Origin of the sequence: Skermanella pratensis (assembly GCF_008843145.1) — a bacterium.
Taxonomy (GTDB): Bacteria; Pseudomonadota; Alphaproteobacteria; order Azospirillales; family Azospirillaceae; genus Skermanella; species Skermanella pratensis.
Map to the genome: position 1 here is coordinate 120,540 of NZ_CP030265.1, position 26,961 is coordinate 147,500.

Annotated in this window: 26 protein-coding genes (1 of these 26 cut by a window edge); 14 read left to right on the forward strand and 12 right to left on the reverse strand. The window is 68.2% G+C overall.

Annotated features, from left to right (window positions below; genetic code table 11):
- Positions 1 to 23: 23 nt before the first annotated feature.
- Genes DPR14_RS00480 through crtI form a run of 4 tightly spaced genes read right to left on the reverse strand, consistent with a single transcriptional unit; the run spans position 24 to position 5,080 of the window.
- Positions 24 to 1,163 carry a glycosyltransferase family 2 protein gene (locus DPR14_RS00480; protein ID WP_158043415.1) on the reverse strand — a complete coding sequence of 380 codons (1,140 nt, stop codon included), beginning with the start codon at positions 1,161 to 1,163 and terminating at the stop codon, positions 24 to 26.
- Positions 1,163 to 1,948, reverse strand: coding sequence for a lysophospholipid acyltransferase family protein (locus tag DPR14_RS00485; protein WP_158043416.1), 786 nt, complete (start codon positions 1,946 to 1,948; stop codon positions 1,163 to 1,165). Before DPR14_RS00485 ends, DPR14_RS00480 begins: the two co-directional genes overlap by 1 nt.
- A complete protein-coding gene (locus tag DPR14_RS00490; protein WP_246148661.1) occupies positions 1,945 to 3,489 on the reverse strand; it encodes a phytoene desaturase family protein in 1,545 nt (514 codons plus the stop codon). Before DPR14_RS00490 ends, DPR14_RS00485 begins: the two co-directional genes overlap by 4 nt.
- A gap of 37 nt (positions 3,490 to 3,526) precedes the next feature.
- Positions 3,527 to 5,080 (reverse strand): phytoene desaturase family protein, encoded by a 1,554-nt coding sequence (gene crtI, locus DPR14_RS00495; RefSeq protein ID WP_158043418.1) that lies wholly within the window; start codon positions 5,078 to 5,080, stop codon positions 3,527 to 3,529.
- Positions 5,081 to 5,323: 243 nt separating this feature from the next.
- Between crtI and DPR14_RS00500 the strand changes: the two genes are divergently transcribed.
- Entirely contained in the window at positions 5,324 to 6,790 is a 1,467-nt protein-coding gene (locus DPR14_RS00500) for an aldehyde dehydrogenase family protein (RefSeq protein WP_158043419.1), read from the forward strand.
- Positions 6,791 to 6,989: 199 nt separating this feature from the next.
- Here the strand turns inward: DPR14_RS00500 and DPR14_RS00505 are convergent, their stop codons facing one another.
- Positions 6,990 to 7,523, reverse strand: a complete 534-nt coding sequence (locus DPR14_RS00505; protein WP_158043420.1) for a hypothetical protein — start codon at positions 7,521 to 7,523, stop codon at positions 6,990 to 6,992.
- A gap of 78 nt (positions 7,524 to 7,601) precedes the next feature.
- Positions 7,602 to 8,324, reverse strand: coding sequence for a phosphonate metabolism transcriptional regulator PhnF (gene phnF / locus DPR14_RS00510; protein ID WP_158043421.1), 723 nt, complete (start codon positions 8,322 to 8,324; stop codon positions 7,602 to 7,604).
- A gap of 119 nt (positions 8,325 to 8,443) precedes the next feature.
- Here phnF and DPR14_RS00515 point away from each other — a divergent pair, with 119 nt between their 5' ends.
- Complete coding sequence (locus DPR14_RS00515) at positions 8,444 to 9,580, forward strand: alpha-D-ribose 1-methylphosphonate 5-triphosphate diphosphatase (RefSeq protein ID WP_158043422.1); 1,137 nt, start codon at positions 8,444 to 8,446, stop codon at positions 9,578 to 9,580.
- 57 nt (positions 9,581 to 9,637) lie between these two features.
- On the opposite strand, the gene DPR14_RS00520 is transcribed toward DPR14_RS00515, so the two are convergent.
- From DPR14_RS00520 to DPR14_RS00530, 3 genes are read right to left on the reverse strand one after another with little or no spacing between them, the layout of a single operon-like run.
- A complete protein-coding gene (locus DPR14_RS00520; protein WP_158043423.1) occupies positions 9,638 to 9,829 on the reverse strand; it encodes a DUF1289 domain-containing protein in 192 nt (63 codons plus the stop codon).
- Positions 9,817 to 11,901, reverse strand: coding sequence for a glucans biosynthesis glucosyltransferase MdoH (gene mdoH / locus DPR14_RS00525; RefSeq protein ID WP_211103984.1), 2,085 nt, complete (start codon positions 11,899 to 11,901; stop codon positions 9,817 to 9,819). Before mdoH ends, DPR14_RS00520 begins: the two co-directional genes overlap by 13 nt.
- On the reverse strand, positions 11,784 to 13,394 hold the full coding sequence (locus tag DPR14_RS00530) for an OpgD/OpgG family glucan biosynthesis protein (RefSeq protein WP_158043425.1): 1,611 nt from the start codon (positions 13,392 to 13,394) through the stop codon (positions 11,784 to 11,786). The genes mdoH and DPR14_RS00530 overlap by 118 nt, the downstream gene beginning before the upstream one ends.
- Before the next feature lie 267 nt (positions 13,395 to 13,661).
- Here DPR14_RS00530 and DPR14_RS00535 point away from each other — a divergent pair, with 267 nt between their 5' ends.
- The 7 genes from DPR14_RS00535 (at position 13,662) to DPR14_RS00565 (ending at position 19,764) form a co-directional block, all read left to right on the forward strand.
- Positions 13,662 to 14,306, forward strand: coding sequence for an extensin-like domain-containing protein (locus DPR14_RS00535; RefSeq protein WP_246148664.1), 645 nt, complete (start codon positions 13,662 to 13,664; stop codon positions 14,304 to 14,306).
- A 518-nt stretch (positions 14,307 to 14,824) separates the two neighbouring features.
- Entirely contained in the window at positions 14,825 to 15,349 is a 525-nt protein-coding gene (locus tag DPR14_RS00540) for a hypothetical protein (RefSeq protein ID WP_158043427.1), read from the forward strand.
- Between the two features lie 126 nt (positions 15,350 to 15,475).
- Complete coding sequence (locus DPR14_RS00545) at positions 15,476 to 16,678, forward strand: acetyl-CoA C-acetyltransferase (RefSeq protein WP_158043428.1); 1,203 nt, start codon at positions 15,476 to 15,478, stop codon at positions 16,676 to 16,678.
- 19 nt (positions 16,679 to 16,697) lie between these two features.
- Entirely contained in the window at positions 16,698 to 17,117 is a 420-nt protein-coding gene (locus DPR14_RS00550; protein WP_158043429.1) for a RidA family protein, read from the forward strand.
- Positions 17,111 to 18,250, forward strand: coding sequence for an acyl-CoA dehydrogenase family protein (locus tag DPR14_RS00555; RefSeq protein ID WP_192499200.1), 1,140 nt, complete (start codon positions 17,111 to 17,113; stop codon positions 18,248 to 18,250). Before DPR14_RS00550 ends, DPR14_RS00555 begins: the two co-directional genes overlap by 7 nt.
- 137 nt (positions 18,251 to 18,387) lie before the next feature.
- Entirely contained in the window at positions 18,388 to 19,098 is a 711-nt protein-coding gene (locus DPR14_RS00560; RefSeq protein WP_158043430.1) for a response regulator, read from the forward strand.
- 63 nt (positions 19,099 to 19,161) lie between these two features.
- Positions 19,162 to 19,764, forward strand: coding sequence for a 2-hydroxychromene-2-carboxylate isomerase (locus tag DPR14_RS00565; protein ID WP_158043431.1), 603 nt, complete (start codon positions 19,162 to 19,164; stop codon positions 19,762 to 19,764).
- Between the two features lie 111 nt (positions 19,765 to 19,875).
- On the opposite strand, the gene DPR14_RS00570 is transcribed toward DPR14_RS00565, so the two are convergent.
- Positions 19,876 to 20,295, reverse strand: a complete 420-nt coding sequence (locus DPR14_RS00570) for a DUF3775 domain-containing protein (protein ID WP_192499201.1) — start codon at positions 20,293 to 20,295, stop codon at positions 19,876 to 19,878.
- Between the two features lie 245 nt (positions 20,296 to 20,540).
- Between DPR14_RS00570 and DPR14_RS00575 the strand changes: the two genes are divergently transcribed.
- The 5 genes from DPR14_RS00575 (at position 20,541) to DPR14_RS00595 (ending at position 26,266) form a co-directional block, all read left to right on the forward strand.
- On the forward strand, positions 20,541 to 21,452 hold the full coding sequence (locus DPR14_RS00575; protein ID WP_246148666.1) for an ion channel: 912 nt from the start codon (positions 20,541 to 20,543) through the stop codon (positions 21,450 to 21,452).
- A gap of 120 nt (positions 21,453 to 21,572) precedes the next feature.
- Positions 21,573 to 22,505 (forward strand): hydroxymethylglutaryl-CoA lyase, encoded by a 933-nt coding sequence (locus DPR14_RS00580; protein WP_158043434.1) that lies wholly within the window; start codon positions 21,573 to 21,575, stop codon positions 22,503 to 22,505.
- A gap of 47 nt (positions 22,506 to 22,552) precedes the next feature.
- Positions 22,553 to 23,911, forward strand: a complete 1,359-nt coding sequence (locus DPR14_RS00585) for an SLC13 family permease (protein ID WP_246148669.1) — start codon at positions 22,553 to 22,555, stop codon at positions 23,909 to 23,911.
- Positions 23,912 to 24,040: 129 nt separating this feature from the next.
- The gene (locus DPR14_RS00590) at positions 24,041 to 24,379 is read left to right on the forward strand and encodes an acyl carrier protein (RefSeq protein WP_158043435.1); all 339 of its coding nucleotides are present in this window, start codon (positions 24,041 to 24,043) and stop codon (positions 24,377 to 24,379) included.
- A 171-nt stretch (positions 24,380 to 24,550) separates the two neighbouring features.
- Positions 24,551 to 26,266, forward strand: a complete 1,716-nt coding sequence (locus DPR14_RS00595) for a hypothetical protein (RefSeq protein ID WP_158043436.1) — start codon at positions 24,551 to 24,553, stop codon at positions 26,264 to 26,266.
- Between the two features lie 44 nt (positions 26,267 to 26,310).
- On the opposite strand, the gene DPR14_RS00600 is transcribed toward DPR14_RS00595, so the two are convergent.
- Together DPR14_RS00600 and DPR14_RS00605 are read right to left on the reverse strand one after the other, a co-directional pair.
- Entirely contained in the window at positions 26,311 to 26,784 is a 474-nt protein-coding gene (locus tag DPR14_RS00600; protein ID WP_158043437.1) for a hypothetical protein, read from the reverse strand.
- A protein-coding gene (locus tag DPR14_RS00605; protein WP_211103884.1) for a GMC oxidoreductase crosses the window boundary here: on the reverse strand, positions 26,781 to 26,961 show its final stretch. 1,163 nt of this gene lie beyond the right edge of the window; only the last 181 of its 1,344 coding nucleotides appear in the window; its start codon lies beyond the right edge, outside the window; the stop codon is at positions 26,781 to 26,783. The genes DPR14_RS00600 and DPR14_RS00605 overlap by 4 nt, the downstream gene beginning before the upstream one ends.

The following is a 26,961-nucleotide window of genomic DNA, read 5'->3' on the forward strand; positions in this document are numbered from 1 at the left end:
GCAACAGTCGGGCGGGCCGAACATCATGACTCTCCGGTGGGATAGGCCCGCCCGCGCCAGGTGGACGGCCGGCCGCGCAGCGCCGTCCACAGGGCCGACCACTGGATCGCCAGCATGATCGCGACGCCGACGGGATGCAGGAGGGCGCTGGCGATGCTCTGGTCGAAGCGGAACGCCAGGGCCAGCCGGGTGCCGAGCGCCACGGCGATCCCGACGCAGGCCGGGAAAAGCGCCTCGGGCGGCCCCCCGAACAGAAACAGGCCGAGCAGGAGCAGGAACGGCAGGATATGGCCGCCGGCCAGCAGGGCGGTCCAGACCGGCAGCCCCATGGGAGTCGCCATCCCCTCGGTCGCGTTCTTCGTGAAGCCCTGCCAGACCTCGGTCCCGCTGCGATACATGCGGCAGGTGGCGACGTCGTCGGCGTCGAACAGCTCGGTATGGATGCCGGCGCGGCGGAAGGCGCGCGGCAGCTTTATCCCGTCGTGGAGCGACTGCTTGATCTCGGCATGGCCCCCGGCGCGGACATAGGCGTCGGTGCGGGCGATGAAGAGCTGGCCGCATCCCGCCCCCAGTCCCGGCGCCGCGGACAGCCGCATGCCGACGAACGGCAGGTAGCCCAGCAGCAGGAAATGGATCATCGGGATGACCAGCCGCTCCGGCCATGTCCCGGTTTCCTGGCGCGGGAATCCGCTGGCGAGGCCGGCTCCGGGGTGCTTCGCCATGAAGGCCGCCATGCGGGCGAGGCCGTCGGGCGCAAGCCGGACGTCGGCATCGACGAAGACCAGCAGCGGATGGCGTGCCAGCTTCGCCAGATGCCAGCAGGCATGCTGCTTGCCCGACCATCCCGGGGGAAGGGCGGGGGCCTGCTCGACCCGCACGCGCGGATCGCCGATCGCGCGCACCACGTCGGCCGTGCCGTCGGTGGAATGGTCGTCCAGCACGACCACTTCCAGGTCCGCGCCGGTGTTCGCCAGCGCCGCCCGGACGGAAGCCTCGATCTTGTCCGCCTCGTTGCGGGCCGGGATCAGCACCGATACCGCGGCCCATCCGCCGCCCGCCGCTTCCTCCCGCTTCGGCGGCGGGCGGTAGAGCAGCAGGTTCCACACCGTCATCACGGCAGGAATCATGGCGAGCCAGGCGCAGAACCAGGCGAAACTTTCCATTACGGGTGTTCCCTGCCATGTTCGGGGTGGAAACGTTCGCCGCGGGCCAGCGCCTTGGCGCGGCGCCACAGGTCGTAGACTCCGCCGACACCGGCGGCGCCCCGCATCAGCGGTTCGAAGCGGGCGGGGTCGCGGGTCATGGCGTCGGCGGCAAGGGCGTCCATGGTGCCGGCCAGCGCCGTCTCCAGCCGGGTCTGCCATTCCTCGACCGTGCCGCCGCCGCTGGGCATCACCGGGCCAAAGCGGCAGAGCGCCTCGGGCGTTCGCTCGTCCCAGAACGGGTATTCCAGCGCCAGCGGCACGACGGAGGCGCCCTCGACCCGGCGCGCCAGGTGGGCGATGCCGGGACGCAGGGAGACCGGCCGGATCCGCGGGTCGGTAAAGATTCCCTCCGCCGTGATCCACAGCATGGTGCGGGGGTCTTCGAGCAGCCCGGTGCAGACCTTCAGGAAGGTCGCCGCACCGCGCGGCGTGCCGGGCTCGATCCCGAACAGGCCGATCCGGCGCATGAAGCCGTACTGCTCCAGCGCCTTCGCCTCCATCGGGCCGTAACCGAAGCGCTCTGGGAAGCGCAGCGTCGCCAGCACCATGAACATCGCCGGGTCCCACCATGAGGGGTGGTTGGAGCAGACGATCACCGGCCGGTCGGGGGGCAGGTCGGGAAGCGTGCCGCGCGCCAGCCGCACGCCGTGGAAGCGGCGCGCGACGTAGCGGCACATGTAGGGGCCGAACAGCCGGACGATGCGGGGCGACCGTGACGAGCGCACCGCCTCGGCGGGCGTCATGCCACGCTGGCCGTCGGCCGGGGAGCCGTCTCGAACTCTGCCGGCTGCACGGCGCCGCCCATGTCCTGGTCCAGCGTGTCGGCAGCGATCCAGCCCGACATCATGACCATCGGCATGCCCGGACCCGGATGGGCGGCACCCCCCGCCAGGTAGAGGCCGGCCAGCTCGCGGCTTCTGTTGCCCGGCTTGAAGGCGCCGAAGAACCTGCCGTGGCTGGCCAAGCCGTAGATGGCGCCGTTCAGCACGCGGTAGCGGTCATGGATATCCTGGGGCGTCAGCCAGCGTTCGACCTTGATGCGGCTTTCCAGGTCCTTCATCCCGCCGGTCCGCGCCAGCTTGTCCAGGATCACCCGGCGGTACGCCGGAAGCATCTTCGACCAGTCGTGGTGCGGGCGCAGGTAGGGGGTGTGGACCAGGACGTAGAGCGCCTCGCCGCCGGGCGGGGCGACGCCCGGCTCGGTCCGGGCGGGGGCCGCGACGTAGCAGGTCGGGTCCGGCGCCGGCTCGCCCTTGTGGTAGATCCAGTCGAACTCCTCCTCCGCGTCGCGGGAGAAGACGAAGTCGTGGTGGGCCAGATGCTCGTAGGCGCGGTCGAGCCCCAGATACAGCACGACGCCGGAACAGGCCGGCTCCGGCTTCCGCTTCCGTTCGAAGTTGGCGCCCACCTCGCCGCCGACCAGCTCGCGGTATGTCCGGACCGAGTCCATGTTGGACACGACGGCATCCAGCCCGACGGTCTCGCCCGACGCGGTCTCGACTCCGGTGGCGCGGCCCTGGGACGTGATGATCTTCCGGACCCCGGTGTTCAGCCGGAACTCGACGCCCAGCTCGCGGGCCAGCTTCTCCAGCGCCATGGGCACGGCGCGGGTGCCGCCCATGGGGTACCAGACGCCTCCGTCCGTCTGCATATGCGCGATCGAGCACAGCACCGCCGGAGCACCATAGGGGGACGAGCCGACATATTGGACGAAATGGTCCAGCATCTGGGCGATCCGGGCGTCGGGCACATGCTTGCGCACCGTGCCGGCGACGGTGGAGCCCATGCGCAGGCTCAGCACGTCGGACAGGGTCGAGGCGTTGAGGTTGGCCTTGAAGTTCAGCGTGTCCTTGATGTCCTCCACCGACTTCCAGAAGAAGAACCGGTCCGACACCTCGTGCAGCCGCTTGGACCGTGCGATGAAGTCGCGGTAACCCGAGCCGGAATTGCTGCCCGGCGCGTAGCGGTCCAGCTCGGCCGCCATGGTCTCGACGTCCTCGACCAGGTCCAGGACGGAACCGTCCTCGAAGAAGCAGCGCCATTGCGGGTCGAGCCGCACAAGGTTCAATTCCTGGTCCAGGTCGCGCCCGGCCTCGGCGAAGATCCGCCGGAGCACCCGCGGCACCGTCAGGATGGTCGGCCCCATGTCGAAGCGGAAGCCGCCCTCCTCCAGTACCGCCGCCTTGCCGCCGGCCCAGGCGTTCGCCTCGAACAGCACGACCTTGTGGCCGCGCGCCGCCAGCGTGCAGGCGGCGGCAAGCCCGCCCAGCCCGCCGCCGATCACGCCGATCCTTCCCCGGTCTGGCTCTCGTTCCGGCCGCTCATGATGCGCGCTCCTCGATCAGGGCGGACTGGCCGGCCGCCATGCGGGTCCCGGCCTCCCAGTCGTGCGACAGCCCCAGCTGGTCGGCCATCAGGCGGCTGGTGATGCGGGCGCTCTCGAAGATCACCGGCAGGCCGCTGCCGGGATGGGTCCCGCCGCCGACGAGATAGACGCCCTCCAGGTCCTCGAAGCGGTTCCGGGGCCGCAGATGGAGCATCTGGTCCAGCGAGTGGGCCAGGTTGAAGGTGGCGCCGCGATAGATCTGCATGTCGTTCTCCCAACCCTCGGGCGTCAGCACTTTCTCGTACCGGATGCGCTTCTCAATGTCCTTCAGGCCGATCCGTTCCAGGCGCTTCAGCACCAGTGACCGGTAGCGCGCCTTTTCCCGCTGCCAGTCGATCACGCCGGTGCGGTGGGCGACGGGGACCAGCACATAGAGCGTGCTGTGGCCCCGGGGCGCCAGCTCCGGGTCGGTCACGCAGGCGTTCTGGACATAGAAGCTGGGTTCCGCCGGAAGTTCCAGCCCGTCCTCGATCTCCTTGATGTTCCGGGCATAGTCCTTGGTCAGGTAGATCGTGTGGTGGGCCAGGTCGGGCAGCTCGCCCTCGAGCCCGAGATAGAGCATGAAGGTCGAGCAGGAGAACTTCTTGCGTTCGATCTTCTCGTCGGTCCAGCGCCGGCGCAGGTGGTTGGGCACCAGCCGGCTCATGGTCTGGGCGAAGTCTGAATTCAGCACCAGCGCGTCGGCCTTGTACTCGCCGGCGGGCGTTCGGACGCCGACCGCCTTCCGGCCCTCGAACAGGATCTCCTCGACCGGTTCGGACAGGCGGATGCGGACACCCATGTCGGTCGCGGCCCGGGCCATCGCCGCCATCACCGCCCCGGTGCCGCCGCGCGGATGGAACACGCCGAACTCGTATTCCATGAAGGACAGGATGGTGAAAAGGCTGGGGCAGCGGAACGGCGACATGCCCAGGTACTTGCTCTGGAACGAGAAGGCCAGACGCACCCGCGGGTCCGAGAAATAGCGCCCCAGGTCGGCATCCACCGACTGGTGCGGCCGCATCAGCGGCAGCGACTTCAGCAGCGCCGGGTCGAGCAGGTCGAGCGCGCTGGAGAACGCCTTTTCCAGAATAGGGCGGAATGCCGCCAGCTTGCGCCTGTTGTCGGCCATGAAGCGCGGCAGGTTGGCGGCGTCGGCCGGGCACAGCTTGGCGACCTGTTCCGCCATGGTGGCCGGGTTGCCGGAAGCCTTCAGCTCGCCGCCGGACTCGAAGACCAAGTGGTATTGGGGATCGAGCCGGATCAGGTCCACCTCCCGGTCCAGGTCCTTGCCGCAGGCGGCGAAGATGTCCTTCAGGACGCGGGGGTACAGGAAGAAGGTCGGGCCCATGTCGAAACGGTAGCCGCCCTCCGCCTCTATGGTGGACGAACGGCCGCCGGTCCGGTCGAGCCGTTCAACGACGGTGACGTCGGCTCCCGTCTTGGCCAGCAGCATGGCTGACGCGAGACCTCCCGGTCCCGCACCGACGATCACGATCCGGCGGCTCATGGTGCGTCACCATGGCTTCGCGACACTGGATACGGGGACCCGTTCGGCATTCTGCAATCCGCTCCCTGTTTGTTGAATGAGGCAAGGTTCGACGTATCTGCCCATTTCCAGCCCGGTTAAGAGCGTTTCGCGAGCGAATGGGGGAACTCTTTCGATTGGTTTTAATCGATGGGGAGTTTGGCGAGAGTCCGCCGGAAGGAATAGGGCATAATGGATCGTCATGGCACGACAGATACTGGATTGATGGTTCCCGAAGTCCAGCACCCTCTCGGCATCGCCGAGATTATTCCGGAGGTCCGGTCCGCCCAGGTCTCCTGGGAACGGACCGCCGTGGCCGGCCGGCTGGACGTGGTCGCCTGGCTGCGCCGCCTGATCGCGGGCGACGCCCGCGCCCTGGCCGACGTGGTCGGCGAGCGTCCCGGCCGGGCGCCGGGCGAGACGGCGGCGCTGGAGATCCTGCCTCTGCTCGACGCCTGCCGGTTCCTGGAGCGGGAGGCGGCGGCACTGCTGGCGCCCCGGAAGCTGGGGTCGCGCGGCCGCCCGGCCTGGCTGTTCGGCGTGGCGGCGGAGATCCGGCGCGACCCGCTGGGCGTCGTGCTGGTGATAGCGCCGTCCAACTATCCCCTGTTCCTGCCCGGCGTCCAGATCGTCCAGGCCCTTGCCGCCGGCAACGCCGTCCTGGTCAAGCCCGCGCCCGGCTGCGTCGCTCCGATGGAGGCGCTGCTCGGCCTGCTCGCCGAGGCGGGGCTGCCGGACGGTCTGTGCCGGCTGCTGGACGCCTCGGTCGAGGCGGGACGGGAGGCGGTCGCCGCGGGGGTGGACAAGGTGGTGCTGACCGGCTCGGTCGCGACCGGCCGGCGCGTGCTGGCGGATCTGGCGGAGCACCTGACGCCGGCGGTCATGGAGCTGTCGGGCAACGACGCCGTCTTCGTGCTGCCCGGCGCCGACTCGGACATGACGGCCCGGGCGCTCGCCTACGGGGTGCGGCTGAACGGCGGGGCCACCTGCATAGCGCCCCGCCGGGTCTTCGCCGCCCGGTCGCTGGCGCTCGACCTGGAACGCCGGCTGACGCCGCTGCTCGCGGGAGCGCCACCCGTCGCCGTGCCGGAGCGTATCCGGGAGCAGGTCGCGCGCCTCGTGGAGGAGGCGGAGGCCGCGGGCTGCCGCCTGATCGGCCGCCCGTTCCGCGCCGGGGAGCCGGAGATGGCGCCCCTCCTCGTCGCCGACGCGGTGCCAGAGCTTGGCCTGCTGCGGGAGGACATCTTCGCGCCGGTCCTCTCCCTGGTGCCGGTCGCCGACGAGGAGGACGCGCTGGCGGCGGCATCCCACTGCGACTACGCCCTGGGGGCGGCCGTCTTCGGCCCGGAGAAGCGGGCCTTGGCCCTGGCCGGCCGTATCCGCGCCGGGGCGGTGACGGTCAACGACCTGATCGTCCCGACCGCGGATCCCAGGCTGCCGTTCGGCGGACGCGGCGCCAGCGGCTTCGGCACGACGCGCGGCGCGGAGGGACTTCTGGAAATGACGGCGCCGAAGGCCGTCGCCGTGCGCGGCGGGCGGTTCCGCCCGCATTACGACCCGCTGGGTCCTGCCGACTCGGCCATGATGTTCAATTATATCGAGGCCGCCCACGGCTCCGGTGGGCGCCTTCCGGCGGTGAGGCGGCTGGTGCGGGGGCTGATGGGGCGGGGTAAACCCGCCTCAAGAACCTGAATCCCGCCAGTGGTCCGGCACAGTGTTTTTGATTGATTTATCGTAGGTCGGCCTCGGCCGCAGGCCGACGCCGACAGCGTGGCCGGAGCGTTGACGCAGGGTGTCGGCGTTCGCCCTGACGGGCGAAGGCCGACCTACCGCACTCCGCTCCGCTGCTGGGGTGAATGCCCGGCTGGTCCCGACACACCCCCCATGGAAATCACTGCGCAGGACCACTGAAGCGGGGATCGTTCAGGAAAGGATTGTCGCGATCGTTGCCACCGCCTTGACGCTGTTGGGCGGATGGGGCAGGGCTGCGCGGATCGTCGTCGCGCTGGAAGCGGGGGTCGTTCAGGAAGGGGTTGTCGCGGTCGTTGCGGTCCATGGTCCGGTTGCGTTCGGCGTCCCGGCGCCGTTCGGCGGCTAGCCCCGGGTTGCGTGGACGGTTGTCGCGCTGGACGCGAGGTTCCGGCATGTACCGGCTGTCGCGGTCATGGCGATGCCAGTCACGGTCGCGCCGGCCCCAGCGGTCGTACCGATCCCAAGGGTCTTGCCGGGCTTGCTGTTGCCGCTCGACGGCTGCCCCCAGCGCGATGCAGGCACGCCGGTTCCCGGCTTGGCAGGCCCAGCGAAGGTCCTGAACTTGGCTTCGGCCGGAGTATCCGCCCCGGTCCGAAGAATAGCGTTCGCCAGAGGTCGGCACACAGGACATGACCAGAAGCGACAAGATGACGAGTGCGCTACGCGCGTTCATGACATTGCCCGAAAATCAGATGCATAATTACATGAACAACTGAGCAAAATAATAATTCCGAGACGGAGCCGTGATGGCTCACCAGTCCACCACCACCTGAACCCGGTTCCCGGCGAATCTTGTGACGCCGAATTCCAGCGGGCGGCCGGCGGGGTCGATGTTGACCGCCTCGGTCACCAGCACCGGGGTCGTGCGCGCGATCCTCAGGTGGCGCATCTCGTAGCTGTCGGGAAGCCGCGCGGTCACCCGCGTTGTCCTGCGGGTATAGTCGGGAACCCCCAGCCGGCGGAGCGTCTCGGTGATCCGGCCGGCCTCGTGGTACGTGGCGATCAGGTCGGGAAAACGCGCCTCGGCGAAATGGTGCGCGGCGATGCCGATCGGCTGGCCGTCGGCCAGGGACAACAGTTCGACCAGGGCCACCGGGTCGCCGACCGCCAGGCCCAGCGCCCTGGCCGCGGCGGCGTCGGCCGGAAGCACCGTCGCCCGGAGCACCTCGCCCGACGGCGTGCGCGCCTGCCTGCGGATGTTCTCGCTGAAGCGGGTCCGCTCCGTCAGCGGATAGTCGATCACGCCTTCCTGCACGAAGGTGCCGCGGCCCTGCTCGATCCGCACCAACCCCTGGTCCTGGAGCAGGGCGCAGGCCCGGCGGACGGTGTGCCGGTTGACCCCGAAGCGGGCGGCCAGCTCCTCCTCGGTCGCGAGGCGGCTTCCGGGCGGAAAGGTGCCGCGCTCGATGTCCCCATGCAGTTCTTCGGCGATCTGGCGCCACAGGGCTATGCCGGCGCCGCGGTCGAGATTCATGGAGGCTCAGCTCTCGGGAAGGTTGCCGATATGGGTTGTTTACATCACCGCCGCCGCTTCACATACTCGGGCATCGGCAGTCATCTAGATGAATCCCTTCATAGACGGTTCGCGAGGGCATGGAAACCAACATCACCAATGCCCGCATCGTCGGGCGCGACGGCATCGCGACCGGCAGCCTCTCGATCCGCGACGGCGTGATCGCGGCGATCGATGACTCTGCCGGCGATCTTCCCGGCGCGCTGGACTTCGAGGGCGATTTCCTGCTGCCCGGCCTGATCGAGATGCACACGGACAATCTCGAGAAGCATTTTTCTCCCCGTCCCGGCGTGATGTGGCCGTCGCCCAAGGCCGCGGTGATCGCCCACGACCTCCAGGTCGCGGGGGCCGGCATCACCACCGTGTTCGACGCGGTGTCGGTCGGCGACTACGACAGCGGCGGGGAACGGCGGCGGATGCTGGCCGACGCGGTCTGGGCGATCGGTACCTGCGCCGGGCAGGGCCTGCTGCGCGCCGACCATCTGATCCACCTGCGCTGCGAGGTCTCCGACGCCGGCGTGGTGGAGATCTTCGAGCAGTTCGCCGACCATCCCCTGCTGCGGCTGGTGTCGCTGATGGACCACACGCCGGGGCAGCGGCAATGGGCGGAGATGTCCAAGTACCGCCTGTTCTACCGCTCCAAGAACTGGACCGAGGCGGAGTTCCAGGCCCACCTGGACAGCAGGATCGAGAGCCAGCACCGCTACGCCCGCCTGCACCGCGACCAGATCCTGGAACTGGCCCGCCCACGGGCATTGCGGCTGGCGAGCCACGACGACACCACCGAGGACCACGTCGCCGAGGCGGTGGCCGCCGGCATCACGATCTCCGAGTTCCCGACCACCCTCGCGGCGGCCCGCTCGGCGCGGCAGTCCGGCATGCGGGTGATCATGGGCGCCCCCAACCTGGTGCGCGGCGGCTCGCATTCCGGCAACGCCTCGGCGGCGGAGCTGGCGGGGCAGGGGCTGCTGGACGGGCTGTCGTCGGATTATGTCCCGTCGAGCCTGCTGCACGCCGCGTTCCTGCTCAACGGCGTGGTCGGCATCCCGCTGCACAAGGCGATCGCCGCGGTGACCGCCAACATGGCCGACACGCTGGGCCTGCCCGACCGCGGCGTTATCGAGCCGGGCCGCCGCGCCGACCTGGTCCGGGTCAGGCTCGACGGCGACCTGCCGGTGGTGCTGACGGTCTGGCGCGAGGGCCGGCGCGTCGTCTGAGACTTGATACAATGGATTCTGACCGGTTGTTGGGCCCATGGCCCAACACAATGGAGGTCAGGACTTCTTCTTGTCCTTGCCCTTGAGGTGGGTCTCGCGGACCCGCCGGTTGATGGCGTCCTTCTCCTCGTCGGAGAAGGACTTCCACGCCTTCACTTCGGTCCGGGTGCGGCCGCAGCCTTTGCAGACCTTGTCGCTGTCGTACTTGCAGACGTCGGTGCAGGGATTTTTGGTCTTCAGCTTTGCCATGACTCCGTGATGCCGGGCTGCTGCCCGTTCTTCAAGTCCCGGGGAGACCAGTTGGTCAGGCTCTGCTCGATGATCGCGCTGGGCCGGGCCGGCGGCACGCGCATGATGTCAGCGGCATCCGCGTCAGGCGTCGGCTCGGCCTCGGCCGCCGCCAGGCGGCACAGCTCGGCCGGCGGGTCGGTCTCCTCCGGCGTCAGGAACAGGCCGGCGCGGCGCGCCGCCTGACCGGCGTCGGTCCGGCTGGTCCAGACGGTCAGCCAGACCGACAGGACGAGGCCGGTGATGACCGGCACCAGCCACCAGAAGAAGTCCGGCGCCACGTTCAGCACCAGTGCTCCCCAGGCGAGGCCCAGCGCCACGTGCAGCCCGTTCCGGCCCAGCGCCTCACGGAAGCCCAGGCCCCGCTCGCCGCGCGCCTGGGCGTTCCAGGTCACGCTGCGGCCCATCAGGGTCGCCACGACGAAATGGGTATGGAACAGCATCATGGCCGGCGCCAGCAGCATGGAGAACAGCAGTTCCAGGAAAGCGCTGGCCCACAGCTTGCCCGCCCCGCCGAAACCGCGCCGGAGCGGCGCGTTCGCCACCGTCAGGATCAGGCTGTACAGCTTGGGCAGCAGCAGGATCGCGATGGTGACGCCGAACAGCGAGATGGTCTCCGCCATCTTCGAGACCGGCCAGTTGGGGAACAGGTTGTAGCCGGGCAGGAAATAGCTGTGGCCGGTCACCGTCTGGTGCAGGATGTCGATCGTGCTGAGCGTCAGCAGCAGCAGCCACAGCGGCGACGAGACATAGCCCAGCACGCCCATGATCAGGTGCAGCCGGCTCAGGGGGTGAAGGCCGCGGGTCGGCAGCAGGCGCAGGTGCTGCAGGTTGCCCTGGCACCAGCGGCGGTCGCGCACGGCATAGTCGATCGTGTTCGGCGGCAGCTCCTCGAAGCTCCCGCCCAGCTCCGGCACGATCCAGACCTGCCAGCCGGCTCGCCGCATCAGCGCCGCCTCGACGAAGTCGTGGCTCAGGATCTCGCCGCCCAGCGGCGCTTGGCCCGACAGCACAGGCAGCCCGCAATGCTCGATGAAGGCGCTGGTCCGGACGATCGCGTTGTGGCCCCAGTAGTTGCCCTCGCCCAGCTGCCACCAGGACAGGCCGCTCACCAGCGCCGGGCCGTAGAGCCGGCTGCCGAACTGGAGGATGCGGCCGAACAGGGTCTCCTGGTTCACCGGTGCCGGCAGCGTCTGGATGATGCCCGTGCCGGGGTTGTCCTGCATCAGCTTGGAAAGCGCCACCATGGTGTCGCCCGACATCACGCTGTCGGCGTCGAGCACCAGCATGTGGTCGTAGGCGGCTCCCCACTGACGCAGGAAATCGGCGATGTTGCCGGCCTTCCGGCCGGTATTGTCCTCGCGCCGGCGGTAGAAGATGCGGCCCTCGCCGCCGACCCGGCGGCACAGCGCCGCCCAGCCGGCCTCCTCGGCCTGCGCGATTTCCGGCTTGCGGGTGTCGCTGAGGACGAACAGGTCGAAATGCCGGTCCTCCCCGGTGCCCTGGAGCGAGCGCCAGGTCGCCTCCAGCCCGGCGAAGACCCGGTTGGGGTCCTCGTTGTAGATCGGCATGATGATCGCCGTCCGGGCGGTCAGGTCCACCGGCTTTGCGGGGTCCAGCCCGGCCGGATCGCGCCCGATCAGCCGCACCAGGAAGCCCACGGTCGCGGTCCAGAACGAGGTGGAGATCCAGGCGAAGCTGATGGTGAAGAGGGCGAAGATCGCCATCTCGATCGCGGTGAAGCCGTTGGCCCTGAGCACGTCGGCCATCAGGTACGAGGCCGCCAGCGTGGAGAGTATCACCAGCGCGAAATAGAGCGTCCGGCGCCAGAGCGCCGTGCGCCGGAGTGTCTTGGCGTCGGACATGGGGGTGGTCCTCGTAAAGAAGCAGCTTGAAGAAGCGGCGGTATCGGAAGTCAGGCGGGCGACCAGAGATAGACCCAGGTCTCGCTGATGGTCTGCCCGCGCAGGCGCAGGACGCAGCGCATGTCGGCCGGCTTGCCGTCGGGCAGCAGGTCGAAGAAGACCCGCCAGCCTCCGGTCTCCGCGTTGCGGTGGGCGATCACCGGCCGGAGCTCGCCGGCCGTGGTCGTGACGATGGCCTCGACCGGCTGCTCGGGCCGCAGGGCTTCCAGCTCGCCGCCCTGGAACTCCAGCACGAAATGGCGGCCTTCCTTCGGCAGGTCTGGGCGGCCCGGCACCCGCGCCGAGCCGATCCTGGTGGAGACCACCCGGGCCAGCGGCGGCTGCCCGGGACTTTCAAGAACCGAGCGCAGGCGATAGGCGAAGTCCTGCCCCTCGCCGGCGCGGACCTGGCGCTCGGGCACCCAGTAGGCCGCGATGTTGTCGTTGATCTCCTCCTCGGTCGGGATCTCGACCAGCTCGACCCGGCCCTTGCCCCAATCGCCGACCGGCTCCACCCAGTAGCTGGGCCGCCTGTGGTAGAGCGATTCGAGATCCTGGTAGTGGCCGAAGTCGCGGTCGCGCTGGATCACGCCGAAGCGCCGCGGGTTCTCGTCGCTGAACGAGCTGACCCGCAGGTTCCGGGGGTTGGTCAGCGGGCGCCAGACCCACTCGCCGCGCCCGGTCTCGATCTGCAGGCCGTCGCCGTCATGCACCTCCGGCCGGAAATCGTCGAAGGTGCGGGTGCGGTTCTCCCCGAAGAAGAACATGCTGGTCAGCGGTGCTACGCCCAGCTTGGCGATGTCGCGGCGCGGGTAGACCGATGCCGTCACTTCCGCCTGGGTATCGGTGCCGGGATGAAGCACGAAACGGTAGGCGCCGGTGGCGCTCCGGCTGTCGAGCAGGGCATAGAGCGTCAGCCGGGTCGCGTCGGCGCCCGGCTCCTCGATCCAGAACTCCCGGAAGACGGGGAAGTCCTCGCCGCTCGGCGCCGCGGTGTCCACCGCCAGCCCGCGGGCCGAATTGCCGTAGATCTGGTTGCGACCGAGGATCCGGAAATAGCTGGCGCCGAGGAAGACGGCCAATTCGTCGGCATAGTCCGGCCGGTTCAGCGGATAATGGATCCGGAACCCGGCGAAACCCAGGTCGGCCGGCAGGTTGCCGCCGAAATTGTTGGCGCCGTAGTCGAACATGTCCGACCGGTACTCGACCGGGCTGGCCTGGCCGTCCCGCAGCAGGTTGATCCGCACCGGGCGCTGGTAAAGAAAGCCCAGATGGAAGAACTGGAGCTGGAACAGCTTGTCGCCGCGCCAGACCGCCTGGTCCGGCTTGAACCGGATGTCGCGATACTGGTCGTAGGACAGGTCGCGCAGAGGCTGAGGTATCCGTCCCTGGTCGTCGGAATAGTCCCGCTTCGCCAAGTCGCGCGCAATGTTCCGCACCGTTTCCAGGGAGAAGGCGGGCGCGGGCTGAGCCGGCGCCGCCCCTGGGGCCGGGGCCGCTTCCTGGCCCAGGGCCGGCCCGAACGGCAAGAACCCGGCGATACCGGCGCCGGCAGTGGCGAACAGGAATTTGCGGCGGTCGAGACCCGGCGCGGGGCGCGGGCGAAACGGTTCGTCGATCATGTATCCTGACTGGATCCGGTGGTGGACGAGGCGGGCCGCGGCGGCCCGCGCATCCGGGAAGGACAACACTCAACGCTGATAATTAGTCCCGGGCTGCGTGACAAAAAAGGACTGCCTCTGATTATGGCGGCGATGCGTCCAAAGCATGGCGAGTAGCCGCGTCAGAGTTGCCTGATCTGGTTGCAGGGGTTTGGGCCACTATATGTTACGGCCATGTTCAGGTTCTTGTTTTTTCTTGCTGGCGTCATGGCGGGTGCTGCCGCTGCAGTGATCTATGCTGGGATCGTGACGGTACCCTCCTCGTGGACGCCTTGGGGACCGCTCGACCTGACGGAGGAGCCGGGCGCCTTCACGAGAATCCAGCTCGCCGGACTGAGGGAGGAGCCGGAGGCCTGCTTCGCCGCCCTGGAGAAGGCCGGCATCGAGGTGTCGCCGCAACCGCGACGGCCGGTCGAGAACGGCTGCGGGCTGGTCGATACCGCCCGCGTGGGCCAGGTCGCGGCCGCCTACAGCAGCGCCTTCGTGGCGACCTGTCCTCTGATTGCGGCGCTCTACCTGTTCGAGCGCCACGTGCTGGATCCGGCGGCACGGCTCCACCTGGATACCGGCGTGGCGCGGGTCAACCATGTCGGCACCTATAACTGCCGCAACGTCTATGGCCGGACGATGGGCCGGCGCAGCGAGCACGCTACCGCCAACGCGATCGACATCAGGGGCTTCGTGCTGGACGACGGCCGCATCGTTTCGCTGGCCCGCCACTGGGGCGACGCCCGGAGCGCGGAAGGGGCTTTCCTGCGCGAGGTGAACGACGGCGCCTGCCGCTTCTTCAACGCCGTGCTGGGGCCGGACTACAACGCCGCCCACCGCGACCATTTCCACCTGGACATGGGGCGCTGGCGGGTCTGCCGCTGACGCCGGGCATGACCGGGCGGTCCGGCGCCGGTGGAGCGATGGCGATGCTGCACAGCAAAAAATCGCGCTGCGGTGGCCGCTGGCTGGCGCGAGTCAGACGATCGGCAATAAAAAAGCCCCGGCGCTGCCGAGGCCTAATCTTGGACTTTCTGGAACGACCTTCTTCCGGGCCGTCTGATCTAGTCTCAAGCTCCTTTTGAGAGCGTTTCTTCCCTGTTCGATGGCTGCTTTTGTTCAAGCAGTCCGTTTGGTGTGGCGGATTCTTAGCAGAGTTCCGCAACATTTTTAAACTGCCAATAGGTCATATGACCTTCGACCGGAGCTTCGGCCCTGGCCGGAATTGGCGATCTCGGCGTCCGGTCCGAAGGACGTCGCCCAAGCCTTGCAAATTAGGAGAATTTTTGTGATTTATGATCCTTATTGATTACTGGCGGACGGCGGGCTTCCACCGTCAGGGTTCATGTCGTGATTTTTTGGTCGATCCAGGACCGTACGGTTTAGATTCATTGAGGTATATCATGGCTCGTCATGGCCGGGCGGCGGCCGTCGCCCCGTTGCTTTTTCTGCTGTTCGCCGGGCTTGCCGGCCCGGCGGCGCTTCCGGCCTTGGCGCAGCCCCTGCCGCCGGCGTCCGGCTCCAACGCTCCGGGCAACGGCGCTCCGGGCATTCCCCCCGACGTGCTGACGATTCCCCAGCTCCCGGTCCCGCCGAGCAGCAGCTTCGCGATAGACGACACGGTCCTGGTCGGCAACGACGACGACTGGACCGGCCAGGTCATCCTCAACGCGCCCTATTCCGTCATCCAGGTGACCCAGTTCTACCGGACCGAGATGCCCAAGATGGGCTGGGCGGAAACCGCCATCGTGCGCGCCCGCCGCACCTCGATCTCCTTCGTGCGGGACCAGCGGGTGGCGACGATCCAGATCAGCATCCAGAAGGACGACACCAAGCGGACCGACATCGACGTGGTGGTCTCGCCGATCCAGACCAAGCTGGCGCCCGGGGGCGGCGGCGCTTCGGTCCCGATGCCGCGCCTCAAGTAGCGGCGCCCTTATCGGGGTTGCGGGGGTCGGCTCCCCTCATCGATTGCTTGCGCGGAGGCGGCTTGTCGGGTCACATCGGGGCCTGACCGGCGGAACAGCCGGAGCGAACAACCGAGGGGGAATCCTATGACCAGCCGATATCCGGCCGGCGACTCGATCGTCATCGCCGCCGCCGTGCGCACGCCGATGGGCGGTTTCCAGGGCGACCTCGCCACGGCCACGGCGCCCGAACTGGGCGCCACCGCGATCCGCGCCGCCGTGGAGCGTGCCGGGCTGGCATCGGATCAGGTCGACGAGGTCATCATGGGCTGCGTGCTGCCGGCCGGGCTGGGCCAGGCGCCGGCCCGCCAGGCGTCGCTCGGCGCCGGCATTCCCGACTCGGTCGGCTGCACAACCATCAACAAGATGTGCGGGTCGGGCATGAAGGCGGCCATGATGGCCCACGACCTGATCGCCGCCGGCACCAACGCGGTGATGGTGGCGGGCGGCATGGAGAGCATGACCAATGCCCCCTACCTGCTCGACCGGGCCCGGGGCGGCTACCGAATGGGCCACGGCCGCGTGCTCGACCACATGTTCCTGGACGGACTGGAGGACGCCTACGACAAGGGCCGACTGATGGGCACCTTCGCGGAGGACTGCGCACAGCATTACCAGTTCACCCGCGAGGCCCAGGACGCCTACGCGGTCGCCTCGCTGACCCGCGCCCGCGCCGCGGTCGAGGACGGTACCTTCGATGCCGAGATAGCTCCCCATGCCGTCCGCACCCGCAAGGGCAAGGCGACGGTGACCCGCGACGAGCAGCCGGGCAAGGCGGTGCCGGACAAGATCGGCACCCTGAGGCCGGCCTTCCGTCCGGACGGCACGGTGACCGCCGCCAATTCCAGCTCGATCTCCGACGGTGCCGCGGCCCTGGTGCTGATGCGCCGGTCGGAGGCGGAACGCCGCGGCGTCACGCCGCTGGCCGCGATCGTCGGCCACGCGACCCACGCCCAGGCGCCGGGCTGGTTCACCACGGCGCCGGTCGGCGCCATGCGCAAGCTGTTCGACCGGGTCGGCTGGCAGGCCCGCGACATCGACCTGTTCGAGGTCAACGAGGCCTTCGCCGTGGTCGCCATGGCGGCGATGCGCGAGCTGGACCTGCCCCGCGACAAGGTCAACATCCATGGCGGCGCCTGCGCGCTGGGCCACCCGATCGGGGCGTCGGGCGCCCGCATCCTGGTGACGCTGCTGGCGGCGCTGGAGAAGCACGGCCTGAAGCGCGGCGTCGCGTCGCTGTGCATCGGCGGCGGCGAGGCCACGGCCATGGCGGTCGAGCGGCTGAACTGACGGAAGGAGGAACCGGGGAATGACGGCGCGCAGGCTGATTTCCGGCGGCTCGGAGTTCGAGCGGATCGCCGGCTACTCGCGTGCGGTGGTGGACGGCGACTGGATCTTCGTCGCCGGCACCACCGGGTTCGACTATGCCGCCGGCACCATCTCCGACGACGTGGCGGAGCAGGCGCGCCAGACCTTCCGCACCATCGCGGCGGCGTTGGCCGAGGCGGGCGCCGGCCTGGAGGACGTGGTACGGGCCCGCTACTACATCACCGACGCGTCCTGCTGGGACGACCTCCATCCCGTGCTGGGCGAGGTGTTCGGGGAGATACGTCCGGCGGCGACCTGCGTGGTCTGCGGCCTGATCGATCCCCGAATGAAAATCGAAATAGAAGTGACCGCGCGCCGCGTCACGGATAAAGGGAAGGATATGGGGCAGGAAACATGCTGATCACCGAGGAACAGGCCATGGTGCGCGACATGGCGCGCCAGTTCGCGGCCGAGCGTCTGGCCCCCTTCGCGGCGGAATGGGACCGCACCTCCCGCTTCCCGGCGGAAGCGCTCGCCGAGATGGGCAGGCTCGGCCTGCTCGGCATGGTCGTGCCGGAGGAGTGGGACGGGGCCGGCTCCGATTATGTCTCCTACGCGCTGGCGCTGGAGGAGATCGCGGGCGGCGACGGCGCCGTGTCCACCATCATGAGCGTGCACAACTCGGTCGGCTGCATGCCGATCCTGAAGTTCGGCACCCCCGACCAGAAGGAGCGTTTCCTGCGCCCGATGGCGCGCGGCGAGATGCTGGGCGCCTTCTGCCTGACAGAGCCGGAAGCCGGGTCCGACGCCGCGGCGATCCGCACCCGGGCGCGGCGGGACGGCAACCACTGGGTCCTGGACGGCACCAAGCAGTTCATCACCAACGGGCGGAACGGCGGAGTCGCGATCGTCTTCGCCGTGACCGATCCCGCTGCGGGCAAGCGGGGCATCAGCGCCTTCATCGTGCCGACCGGCACGCCCGGCTACAACGTCGCCCGGATCGAGCACAAGCTCGGCCAGCGCTGCTCCGACACGGCGCAGATCGTGCTGGAGGGCTGCCGCCTGACCCCCGACCTTATGCTCGGCGAGGAGGGCCGTGGCTACGGCATCGCGCTCGCCAACCTGGAAGGCGGGCGCATCGGCATCGCCGCCCAGTCCGTCGGCATGGCCCGCGCATCGTATCGCCATGCCCTGGCCTATGCCAAGGACCGGCGCAGCATGGGCGTGCCGATCATCGAGCACCAGGCGGTGTCGTTCCGGCTGGCCGACATGGCGACCCGGATCGAGGCGGCGCACCAGCTCGTGCTGCACGCGGCAGCCCTGCGCGACGCCGGCATCCCGTGCCTGAAGGAGGCCGCAATGGCGAAGCTCTACGCTTCCGAGATGGCCGAGCGGGTCTGTTCGGATGCGATCCAGATCCACGGCGGCTACGGCTACCTGGAGGATTTCCCGGTCGAGCGGATCTATCGCGACGTCCGGGTCTGCCAGATCTACGAGGGGACCAGCGATATCCAGCGTCTGATCATCGGCCGGCAGATCGCCGCCGAGGATTGACGGTCCGATCCAAAAAGACGCATGCTCCCGGTCTCGACCGCTATTGCGTGTCGATCTTACATTGACCTATCTCTTTCGGGGAATGGGCCCGGGGGTTTCCCGCGGCCTGGGAGCATCGTCAATCCGGGCCGGGTATCGTGACACATATTCTTGCGGTCGATGACGACGAACAGGTCCAGGACATGCTCTCCGAGTACCTGACCCGCGAGGGCTTCCGGGTATCGCTGGCGGCCACCGGGGCCGCCATGGAACGGGTGCTGGCGGGGGAGCCGGTCGACCTGATCCTGCTCGACCTCAGGCTTCCCGACGGCGACGGGCTGGCGCTGGTCCGGCAGCTGCGGACGGACAGCCAGCTTCCGGTCATCATCCTGTCCGGCAAGGGGGAGGCGGTCGACCGGATCGTCGGGCTGGAACTGGGAGCCGACGATTATCTGACCAAGCCGTTCGACCCGCGCGAGCTTCTGGCCCGCATCAAGGCCGTGCTGCGCCGGGTGGGGGAGGGAGCGGCGCGCGGCGCGGACGGGCTGCGGGCTTCCGTGAGCTTCGCGGGCTGGCGGTTCGACCTGACGTCCCAGCGGCTGACGTCGCCCGACAAACGCGACGTGGACCTGACCAAGGCCGAGTTCGCCCTGCTGGCCGCCTTCGTGAAGCAGCCCCAGCGGGTGCTGTCGCGCGACCAGCTGCTGGACCTGACCCGGATCGACGGGGCGGAGGTGTTCGACCGCAGCATCGACGTCCTGATCCTGCGCCTGCGCCGCAAGATCGAGGCGAACCCCAAGGAGCCCCAGATCATCCGCACCGAACGCGGCCTCGGCTACTCGTTCGACGCCAGGGTCAAGCCGGTCTAGGGTGCTTGTCCCGGCCCGCCGAGCCCGATAGGGTATTCGGAAAACCAGGGGGAAAACGCACCGATGACCGCACCGATCGACTTCTATTTCGACTTCGCCTCACCCTATGGCTATCTCGCGGCCACCCAGATCGACGGGATCGCGGAACGCCATGGCCGCGCGGTGCGCTGGTGCCCGATCCTGCTGGGGGCGGTGTTCAAGGTCAGCGGCATGAAGCCGGTGATGGAGCAGCCGCTACGCGGCGACTACCTGTCGCACGACGCGCCGCGATTCGCCCGGCTGCTGGGCGTGCCGCTGACCATGCCGGCCAAAGTGCCGCTCAACGGGCTGGTGGCGTCCCGGGCCTACTGGTGGCTCGAAGGCCGGGATCCGGGCAAGGCCCGCGACCTCGCCAAGGCGGTCTATCATGCCCATTGGGGCGAGGGACGGGACATGACCACGGCCGAGCAGGTCGCCGAGGCCGCGGAGCCGCTGGGGATCGCCGCCGCCGACGTGGCGGCCGGGGTCCAGGACCCCGTGGTCAAGGACAGGCTGCGGGCGGAAACCGACGAGGCGATCCGGCGTGGCGTGTTCGGCGCCCCCTTCTTCATCGTGGACGGAGAGGCGTTTTGGGGCGCCGACCGGCTCCACCATGTCGAGCAATGGCTGGCGCGCGGCGGCTGGTAGTCGCCGGCACGGTGTTTTTGATCGATTAGCCGCAGGTCGGCGATGCGGACCATCAATCGTAGGTTGGGCCCTAAGGCCCAACGCATGGAAAAGGATGTATCGGCCGGAACACTAGAGCAGGTCGAGCTTGTACAGGCCTTTCATCAGGTAGTCGTGCAGGTCGGCCTTCTCCGCCATGGTGTCGATCGCCGTCTCGCTGGCGCTGCCATCGGCCCGGGCCATCGCCTTGTCCCATTCTCCGGCCGCGAAATCGCCGCGGCCGACCCACATCACCGCCCGGAGTTCGATCTGGGCATCCTGCGGCAGATCGGCGATCATGCCGCGCAGCCTCTGGTATTTGCCGCTGTCATCCGCCGCCTCGACCACCTCCAGGCTGTCGAACGAGCTTGGGTTGCGCTCGCCCTTGGCTCGGGGCACCTCGTCGACGTCGCTCTGGTACGTCTTGTTCAGGATAAGGTCGCGGATCGCCCGGCACTCGTTGGAAAGCTCTGCGATCTGCTTGATCTGATCGATGCTCAAGTGGTTCAGCATGGTGTCCTCTGTCACTGGGGCGGGGCGATTCCGCATGGCCCTACCCGGTAGAAGCACCCAACAGGAGAGGGGCGAGGCGGTTCCGGACACAGTGCCGCACTGGACCCGGCGACCCGACACGTATAGGTATCCTCGAAACCAGGTATCCTCGGAGCGGGGAGCTTCCTCTGGTCCGGTGTGACGCCCCGAGAAAAAGGTGGTCTCCCATGCCGGACCATACGGAAGCACCGCCCTCGAAACATTCCTTGAGGCGCAGCCGGTTTCATGGCGGCCTGAGCGCCGTCGTGTTCACCGGCGTGCTGCTGGCCCTGATCTCCCTGTCGATCAAGACGGTGGCCGGCGACCTGGCCTTCGTGCTGCTCGCGTCGGTCGCGGTGGTGGTCTACATCTTTCACCGTCTGTTTCCCGGCGGCGAGTTCTTCACCATCGCCCTGGCCAATTTCATCGGCATCTACGCCTCTATCTTCGTCCTGTTCGTCGAGGGTAACTTCAAGGCGGTGACGCCGATGGTGCAAGCCTGGGGCTTCGTCATGCCGCTGGCCGCCTTCGTGGGCGGCGCCTGGTGGAAGCGCCATACGATCCGGGCCATCGTGCTGACCGACGTGCTCCGCCCGGGCCGCCGGTTCGACCGCGTCCTCCTGTGGCTGCTGCCGGTCTTCGCGATCGGCGCGCTGACCTTCCTCACGCCGTCCCACGGCATAACCCGGATGGCGGTCACCGAGCTGTTCTTCCTGGCCATGGCGGCGATCTCGCTGATCGTGCTGTTCGTCAGCCGCGACATCGCGATCTTCCTTCTGGATACCGGGTTGCTGTTCGAGGGCTTCTTCCAGGCCGCCGCGAAGCTGGTGGTTCCGGCCTTCGCCTTCCTGACCTTCTATTCGCTGCTGGTGATCGTGTTCGCGTCGCTCTACACCATCCTCGACCGCTTCACCGATCCGCCCAACTTCCTGATCGACGGCAGGCCCCGGGACATCACCTTTCCGGAGAGCCTCTACTTTTCGCTGGTCACGCTCAGCACCGTGGGTTACGGCGATATCCAGCCGCATACCGGATTCTCCCGGCTGATCGCCGCGGGCGAGATCCTGCTGGGAATCCTGCTGCTGCTGTTCGGCTTCAGCGCGATCATCAGCCACCGGAGCGACCGGCGCGGCGATTGAAGTCGGGGATGCGCATGCGGCCGACACTCAAGGCGGCGGGGATCTGTTTCACTGCCGGAACCATTTATCGCGGATCGGGGCGCCAGCTCCGCATCGAGTTCGCCATGACGGAGGCCTGAAATGGCAAATCCAACGACCGGCTCCTTCACCGGACTGAAGAGCCAGATCAAGATCGTCGAGGTCGGCCCGCGCGACGGTCTGCAGAACGAGAAGCGGATCGTTCCGGCGGCGATGAAGATCGAGCTGATCGACCGCCTGACGGAGGCCGGTCTGCCGGTCGTGGAATCCGGAGCTTTCGTATCTCCCAAATGGGTTCCGCAGATGGCCGACACCGCCGAGGTGCTGGCTGGCATCCATCGCCGCGCCGGCGTCTCATATCCGGTGCTGGTGCCGAATGCCAAGGGCCTCGAGGCGGCGATCGCCGCCGGTGTCGACGAGATAGCGATCTTCGGCGCCGCGTCCGAATCGTTCAGCCGCCAGAACATCAACTGCTCGATCGAAGAGAGCTTCGAGCGGTTCCGGCCGGTCGTCGATACCGCGCTGGGCCATGGCATCCGGGTCCGGGGATATGTCAGCTGCGTGCTCGGCTGCCCCTACGAAGGGCCGGTCGAACCCGGCGTCGTGGCCGATGTCGCCGAGCGCATGATGAAGCTCGGCTGCTACGAGGTCTCGCTGGGCGACACGGTCGGCGTCGGCACGCCGGGGCAGGCCCGCGACCTGATCGACACGATCGTCCGGGCGGTGCCCATCGACCGGCTGGCGGTCCATTTCCACGACACCTACGGCCAGGCGCTCGCCAACATCCTGGCGACGCTGGAGGCCGGGATCGGCGTGATCGACAGCTCGGTCTCGGGGCTGGGCGGCTGCCCCTACGCCAAGGGTGCGGCCGGCAACGTGGCGACCGAGGACGTGCTCTACATGCTTAACGGCCTCGGCATCGAAACGGATGTCGATCTGGACCGGGTCGCCGCCGCCGGCGTGTGGATCTCCGAACAGCTCGACCGGCCCAACGCCTCCAAGGTCGGCCGCGCCATGGCGGGAGCCGCATCCTGAGCGTCCTCGCTTCCGGCCGGGTCCGCCGGCCGCTGCCGGTTGCGCCCGTGCTGGCCGCAGCCGCCGCGATCCTCGCCGCGGTGCCGGTCCTGATGCCGGCCCTGTTCGGCCTGGAACCGCCGGCGGGGCGGGCGGCCGGGCTGGTGGTGCTCACCATCGGGCTGTGGGCCACCGGCGTCGTGCCGGAATTCGTGACCGCCCTGGTGTTCTTCACGCTCGCGATGCTGGCGCGGATCGCGCCGCCGGACGTGATCTTCGCCGGGTTCCAGTCGACTGCCTGGTGGCTGGTGTTCGGCGGCCTCGTGGTCGGGGTCGCGGTCACCCGGACCGGGTTGGGCGAACGGCTGGCCAGGACGCTGGTCGATGCGCTGGCCTCGTCCTATCCGCGCCTGATCGCGGGAGTGGTCGCGATCTCCGGCGGCATCGCCTTCCTGATGCCCTCCACCATGGGGCGGGTCGTCCTGCTGCTGCCGATCGTCCTGGCCCTGGCCGACCGCGTCGGGTTCGGCCCGGGGCGGCGCGGGCGGACCGCCATGGTGCTGGGCGCGGCGTTCGGCACCTACATGATCCCGGCGGCGATCCTGCCGGCGAACGTTCCCAACATGGTGATGGCCGGTACGGTCGAGACGGTCTTCGGGGTGACCCTGACCTATGGCGGCTACCTGTGGCTCCACATGCCGGTGACCGGGCTGCTGAAGGGCGTCGTGCTGGTGGCACTGCTGTGCCGGCTGTTCCCCGACCGGCCGGACCCCGTGGCGGGGCCGGCGGAGAGGCGGCCGCTGTCCGCGGCGGAGCGCCGCCTGGCGGTCATCCTGGTGGTGACGCTGGGGTTCTGGACGACCGACTTCCTGCACGGGATCTCCCCCGCCTGGATCGGGCTGGCGGCGGCGCTGGTCTGCCTGATGCCGGTCAGCGGCCTGGTGCCGGCGGCGGAGTTCAGCCGGTCGGTCAATTTCGCCTCGCTGATCTATGTGGCCGGCGTGCTGGGGATGGCGTCCCTGGTCACTCACAGCGGACTGGGCGCGGTGCTCAGCGCCGGACTGCTCGGGGTCATTCCCCTCGAACCCGGGGCGGATGCGCTCAACTTCGCGTCCCTGGTCGGGGCCGCTGCGGCGCTGGGCATCGTCTCGACCATGCCCGGCGTTCCCGCGATCCTGTCGCCCCTGGCCGGCGAGTTGGCGGGTGCGACGGGTTGGCCGCTGGTGACTGTCATCATGACGCAGGTGGTGGGCTTCTCGGTCGTCTTCTTTCCCTACCAGGTGCCGCCGCTGGTGGTGGCCCTCCAGCTTGGCAATGTCCGGATCGCCGAGGCCCTGCGCCTGTCCATCCCGCTGGCGCTGGTCACCCTGGCCGTGCTCACGCCGTTGAATTTCCTGTGGTGGCGCCTTACCGGCTGGATTCCCTGACCTTACGCCTAGCGCCTTTACTGCTTTCGTGAGAGCGGACCGACAACTTTTTTTAACGGAATTGCGCTAACCTGCCGGCAATTCGATCCGAACGAGGCCCCGCTGTCCCGGCGTGGGTTGATGGAATCCATGTCAAGATCCACAGAAGACGTCAAAAACTGGATGAACATGTTCCGCTGGATCGTGAAGCTGATCCGGGACGAGTTCGGCATCGACGAGAAGATCCTGGTTCGGACCGCCACCCTCGAAACCGACATGGGGCTCACCATCGAGCAGGTCGAGCAGGTGCTGGAGTTCATCGCCGAGAGCTTCCAGATCAGCTTTCCCGACGGCACGCTCGACGAGATCGTGAAGCTCGAGGAACTCTGCATGCTGGCGAGCTGGATCAAAGGCTATTACAAGCGGCCGGAGTTCATCTCCGACGCGTTCGAGGCGCGGTGCCGCGGCATCAACCAGATCGCCGCCTGATCCCTGAATGATCGGCTCCAAGGTGTTGGGTCATAACCCTTCGCCTTAGGCACCGCCCGGCTCGCGACGGGCTGCTTAGCCCAGGCGAGTTCGACGGATATCCCATTTCATGGCGTCCGATCCCCAGTGTTCCGCGTAGGATCGCGCGTCTGACGCAACTGCGAGACGGCAATGCGGACCGATCCCCTGGCGCCGACGACCATAACCGGAGAGAGCGTCATGACGCGGTCGCCGTTCGCTCCGCTGGCACTGGCGCTTGGGGCGCAGATCGTCATGATCGCGCTGATCACCCGCTTGGTCGGGGTCCATGCCTGGGACGACGGAGCCATCACGCTCGCCTTCTCGCGCACCTTCGCGGAAAGCGGCCTCATCGCGCTCACGCCCGTGTCGGAACAGGTCGAGGGATACTCGTCCACCGCTTGGTTCCTGATCAACGCCGTCATAGCGCTTTTCCGGCCCGGCTTCGAAGGGGCGATCCATGCCTCGCAGGTGGCGGCCGGCTTATGCCTCGGCGTCGCCACCGTCTTCGTCTGGCTGATCGCCCGGGACCTCGGCCTGCGCTCCCGGACCAACCTGGCGATCCTCCTCGTCTTCTCCCTGTTCGGGCCGGCGGTGTCGGAAGTGTCGAATGGCATGGAGATGACGCTGCTGACGGCCGCAGGGCTTGCCCTGTTTCATGCGCTGTACGTCCGGGAGAACCGTCTGCTGCTCGCTGTGGCGATCATCGTATTTCTGGCGGTCCGCTTCGAGGCGATGATCTACTACGCGGCGCTGCTGACGCCGCTCCTCTTCCGCGGGCGGTACCGGAGCTTCATCCTGCTGGCGGCCGCCGGCTTGGCGGTTGTCGTCCTGCATGAGATCGTCAGATACATGGTCTTCGGGGACATCTTCCCGAATCCCGTCCATGCCAAGATGCACGTGCCCTACAGCCTGTCGGGCCTTCAGGGCGTCAAGCTCCGCCTGATCGCCGCGGTCGAGATCACCGCGACGCTCCTGCCGCTTGTCCTGGCGGTATCGGCACTGCTCCTCGTCCCGTGGAACGGGCGGGCCGATCGGCTTTCCGCCCTCGGGACCGTCCGGAACGACTTGCTTGCCCTCGCGGTCCCTGTCGCCGCCGTGGTGCTGTTCGCAATTCTAATCGGGAAGAACTGGGGCTATGTGGGCCGAATGCAGTTCCTCGCCCTGCCTTTCGTCCTGCTCATTTTCGGGCTCGTCTACGACAGGCTGGCGGATTCGACCCGGGCGGTGTCCGCGCGCCCGATCCTGGTCGCGGTGTGCGCCGTTACGGTCCTGTTCAGCTGGGTCGTCAGCGCCAGGCAGCCGATCGCCCAAATGGCGCGGACACTGTCCAGCGGCGGCGAGGTCGCGGAGTTCCACGGCACGACACCCGAAACCTATCGCAGGACCGGGCTCGCGGTGGATCATCTAAGACAGTTGATCGGCAAGGACATGGTCACCTTCGCCACCCCCGATGTCGGCGGCCTCGCCCTGTGCTGCGATCGGATCCGCGTCGTCGACCTCGGCCTCCTGGCGAGCCGCAAGCTGGCCAAGCATGGTTACGGGGCCCTGCCTGCCATCCTGGCCGAGGAGAGGCCGGATGCCATCGAGGTTCATCAGCACTGGGGAGTGAACTCGAAGATCTACACGATCCCGGAGTTTCGCGACGATTATCAGCCGGTGATCATAGACCGCACGCGCTTTTACCTTCGAAACGAGCATGCGGCGAAACTGATCGAGCAGCGCCGGGCGGAATGGTGTTCCGCGGAGGAGGCGAATTGCGCGGCGTCGGCTCTTCGGACCCACCGCTACGCTACCTCCGTGACGAAACTTGACGATTCCGCCTTCCTCGAAAGGAAAAGGGTTTTGATGGTCGGTGACATGCACTGACCAGATCAGCGCAAGCTTGGTCGTGAAATGGCCCGGGCCTGCCGTCAGGCGTCGAAGCGGGCCAGGGGATTCATGCAGGGATTCACCAGGGGATCGGCGTAGGCGACGTAGCTCACGACCGGCCCGGCTTCAGGTCCGCGCAGGAAGAAGTCGGTCGACAGCAGGAACATGTTCATGATGCTGTTCTCGAACGCCGCGAGCTTGTCGCGCACGCCGCCCGGAAGGCGATCCCTCAGCTGGTGGCTCAAGCTTACCCCGGGCATCGATCCCGCCAGGCGCAGCAGCCAGACTTCCTCCGGGGCGACCTTGTGGGTGAGGTAATCCGCCGCGAAACGGCTGAGATCCTCCTCGGTCACCTGAATATCCGGGAAACGGTCCCGGAGCACGGCGCGGATCAGGCTTTCCGCAGGGTCGATGTTCTTCGCCACGACGCCGCCGACCAAGCCGCCGACCAAGCCGGTGACGGCGACGACGGCTCCGCCTCCGACGAGCAGGGCCCTTCGGGATAGCCGCATCATGAGGAGCGCCCTCCGGGGCGATGCTGGTGTTCGGCGGCGCGCAGCGCCAGCGCGCTGATGGTGAGGGACGGGTTGGCCGGGGCGCCGGTCGGGAACGCCCCGCTTCCCATGACCATCAGGTTGCGGACCTGATGATGCACCAGGTTGGCGTCGATGACGCTGTCGGACGGGTCGTCG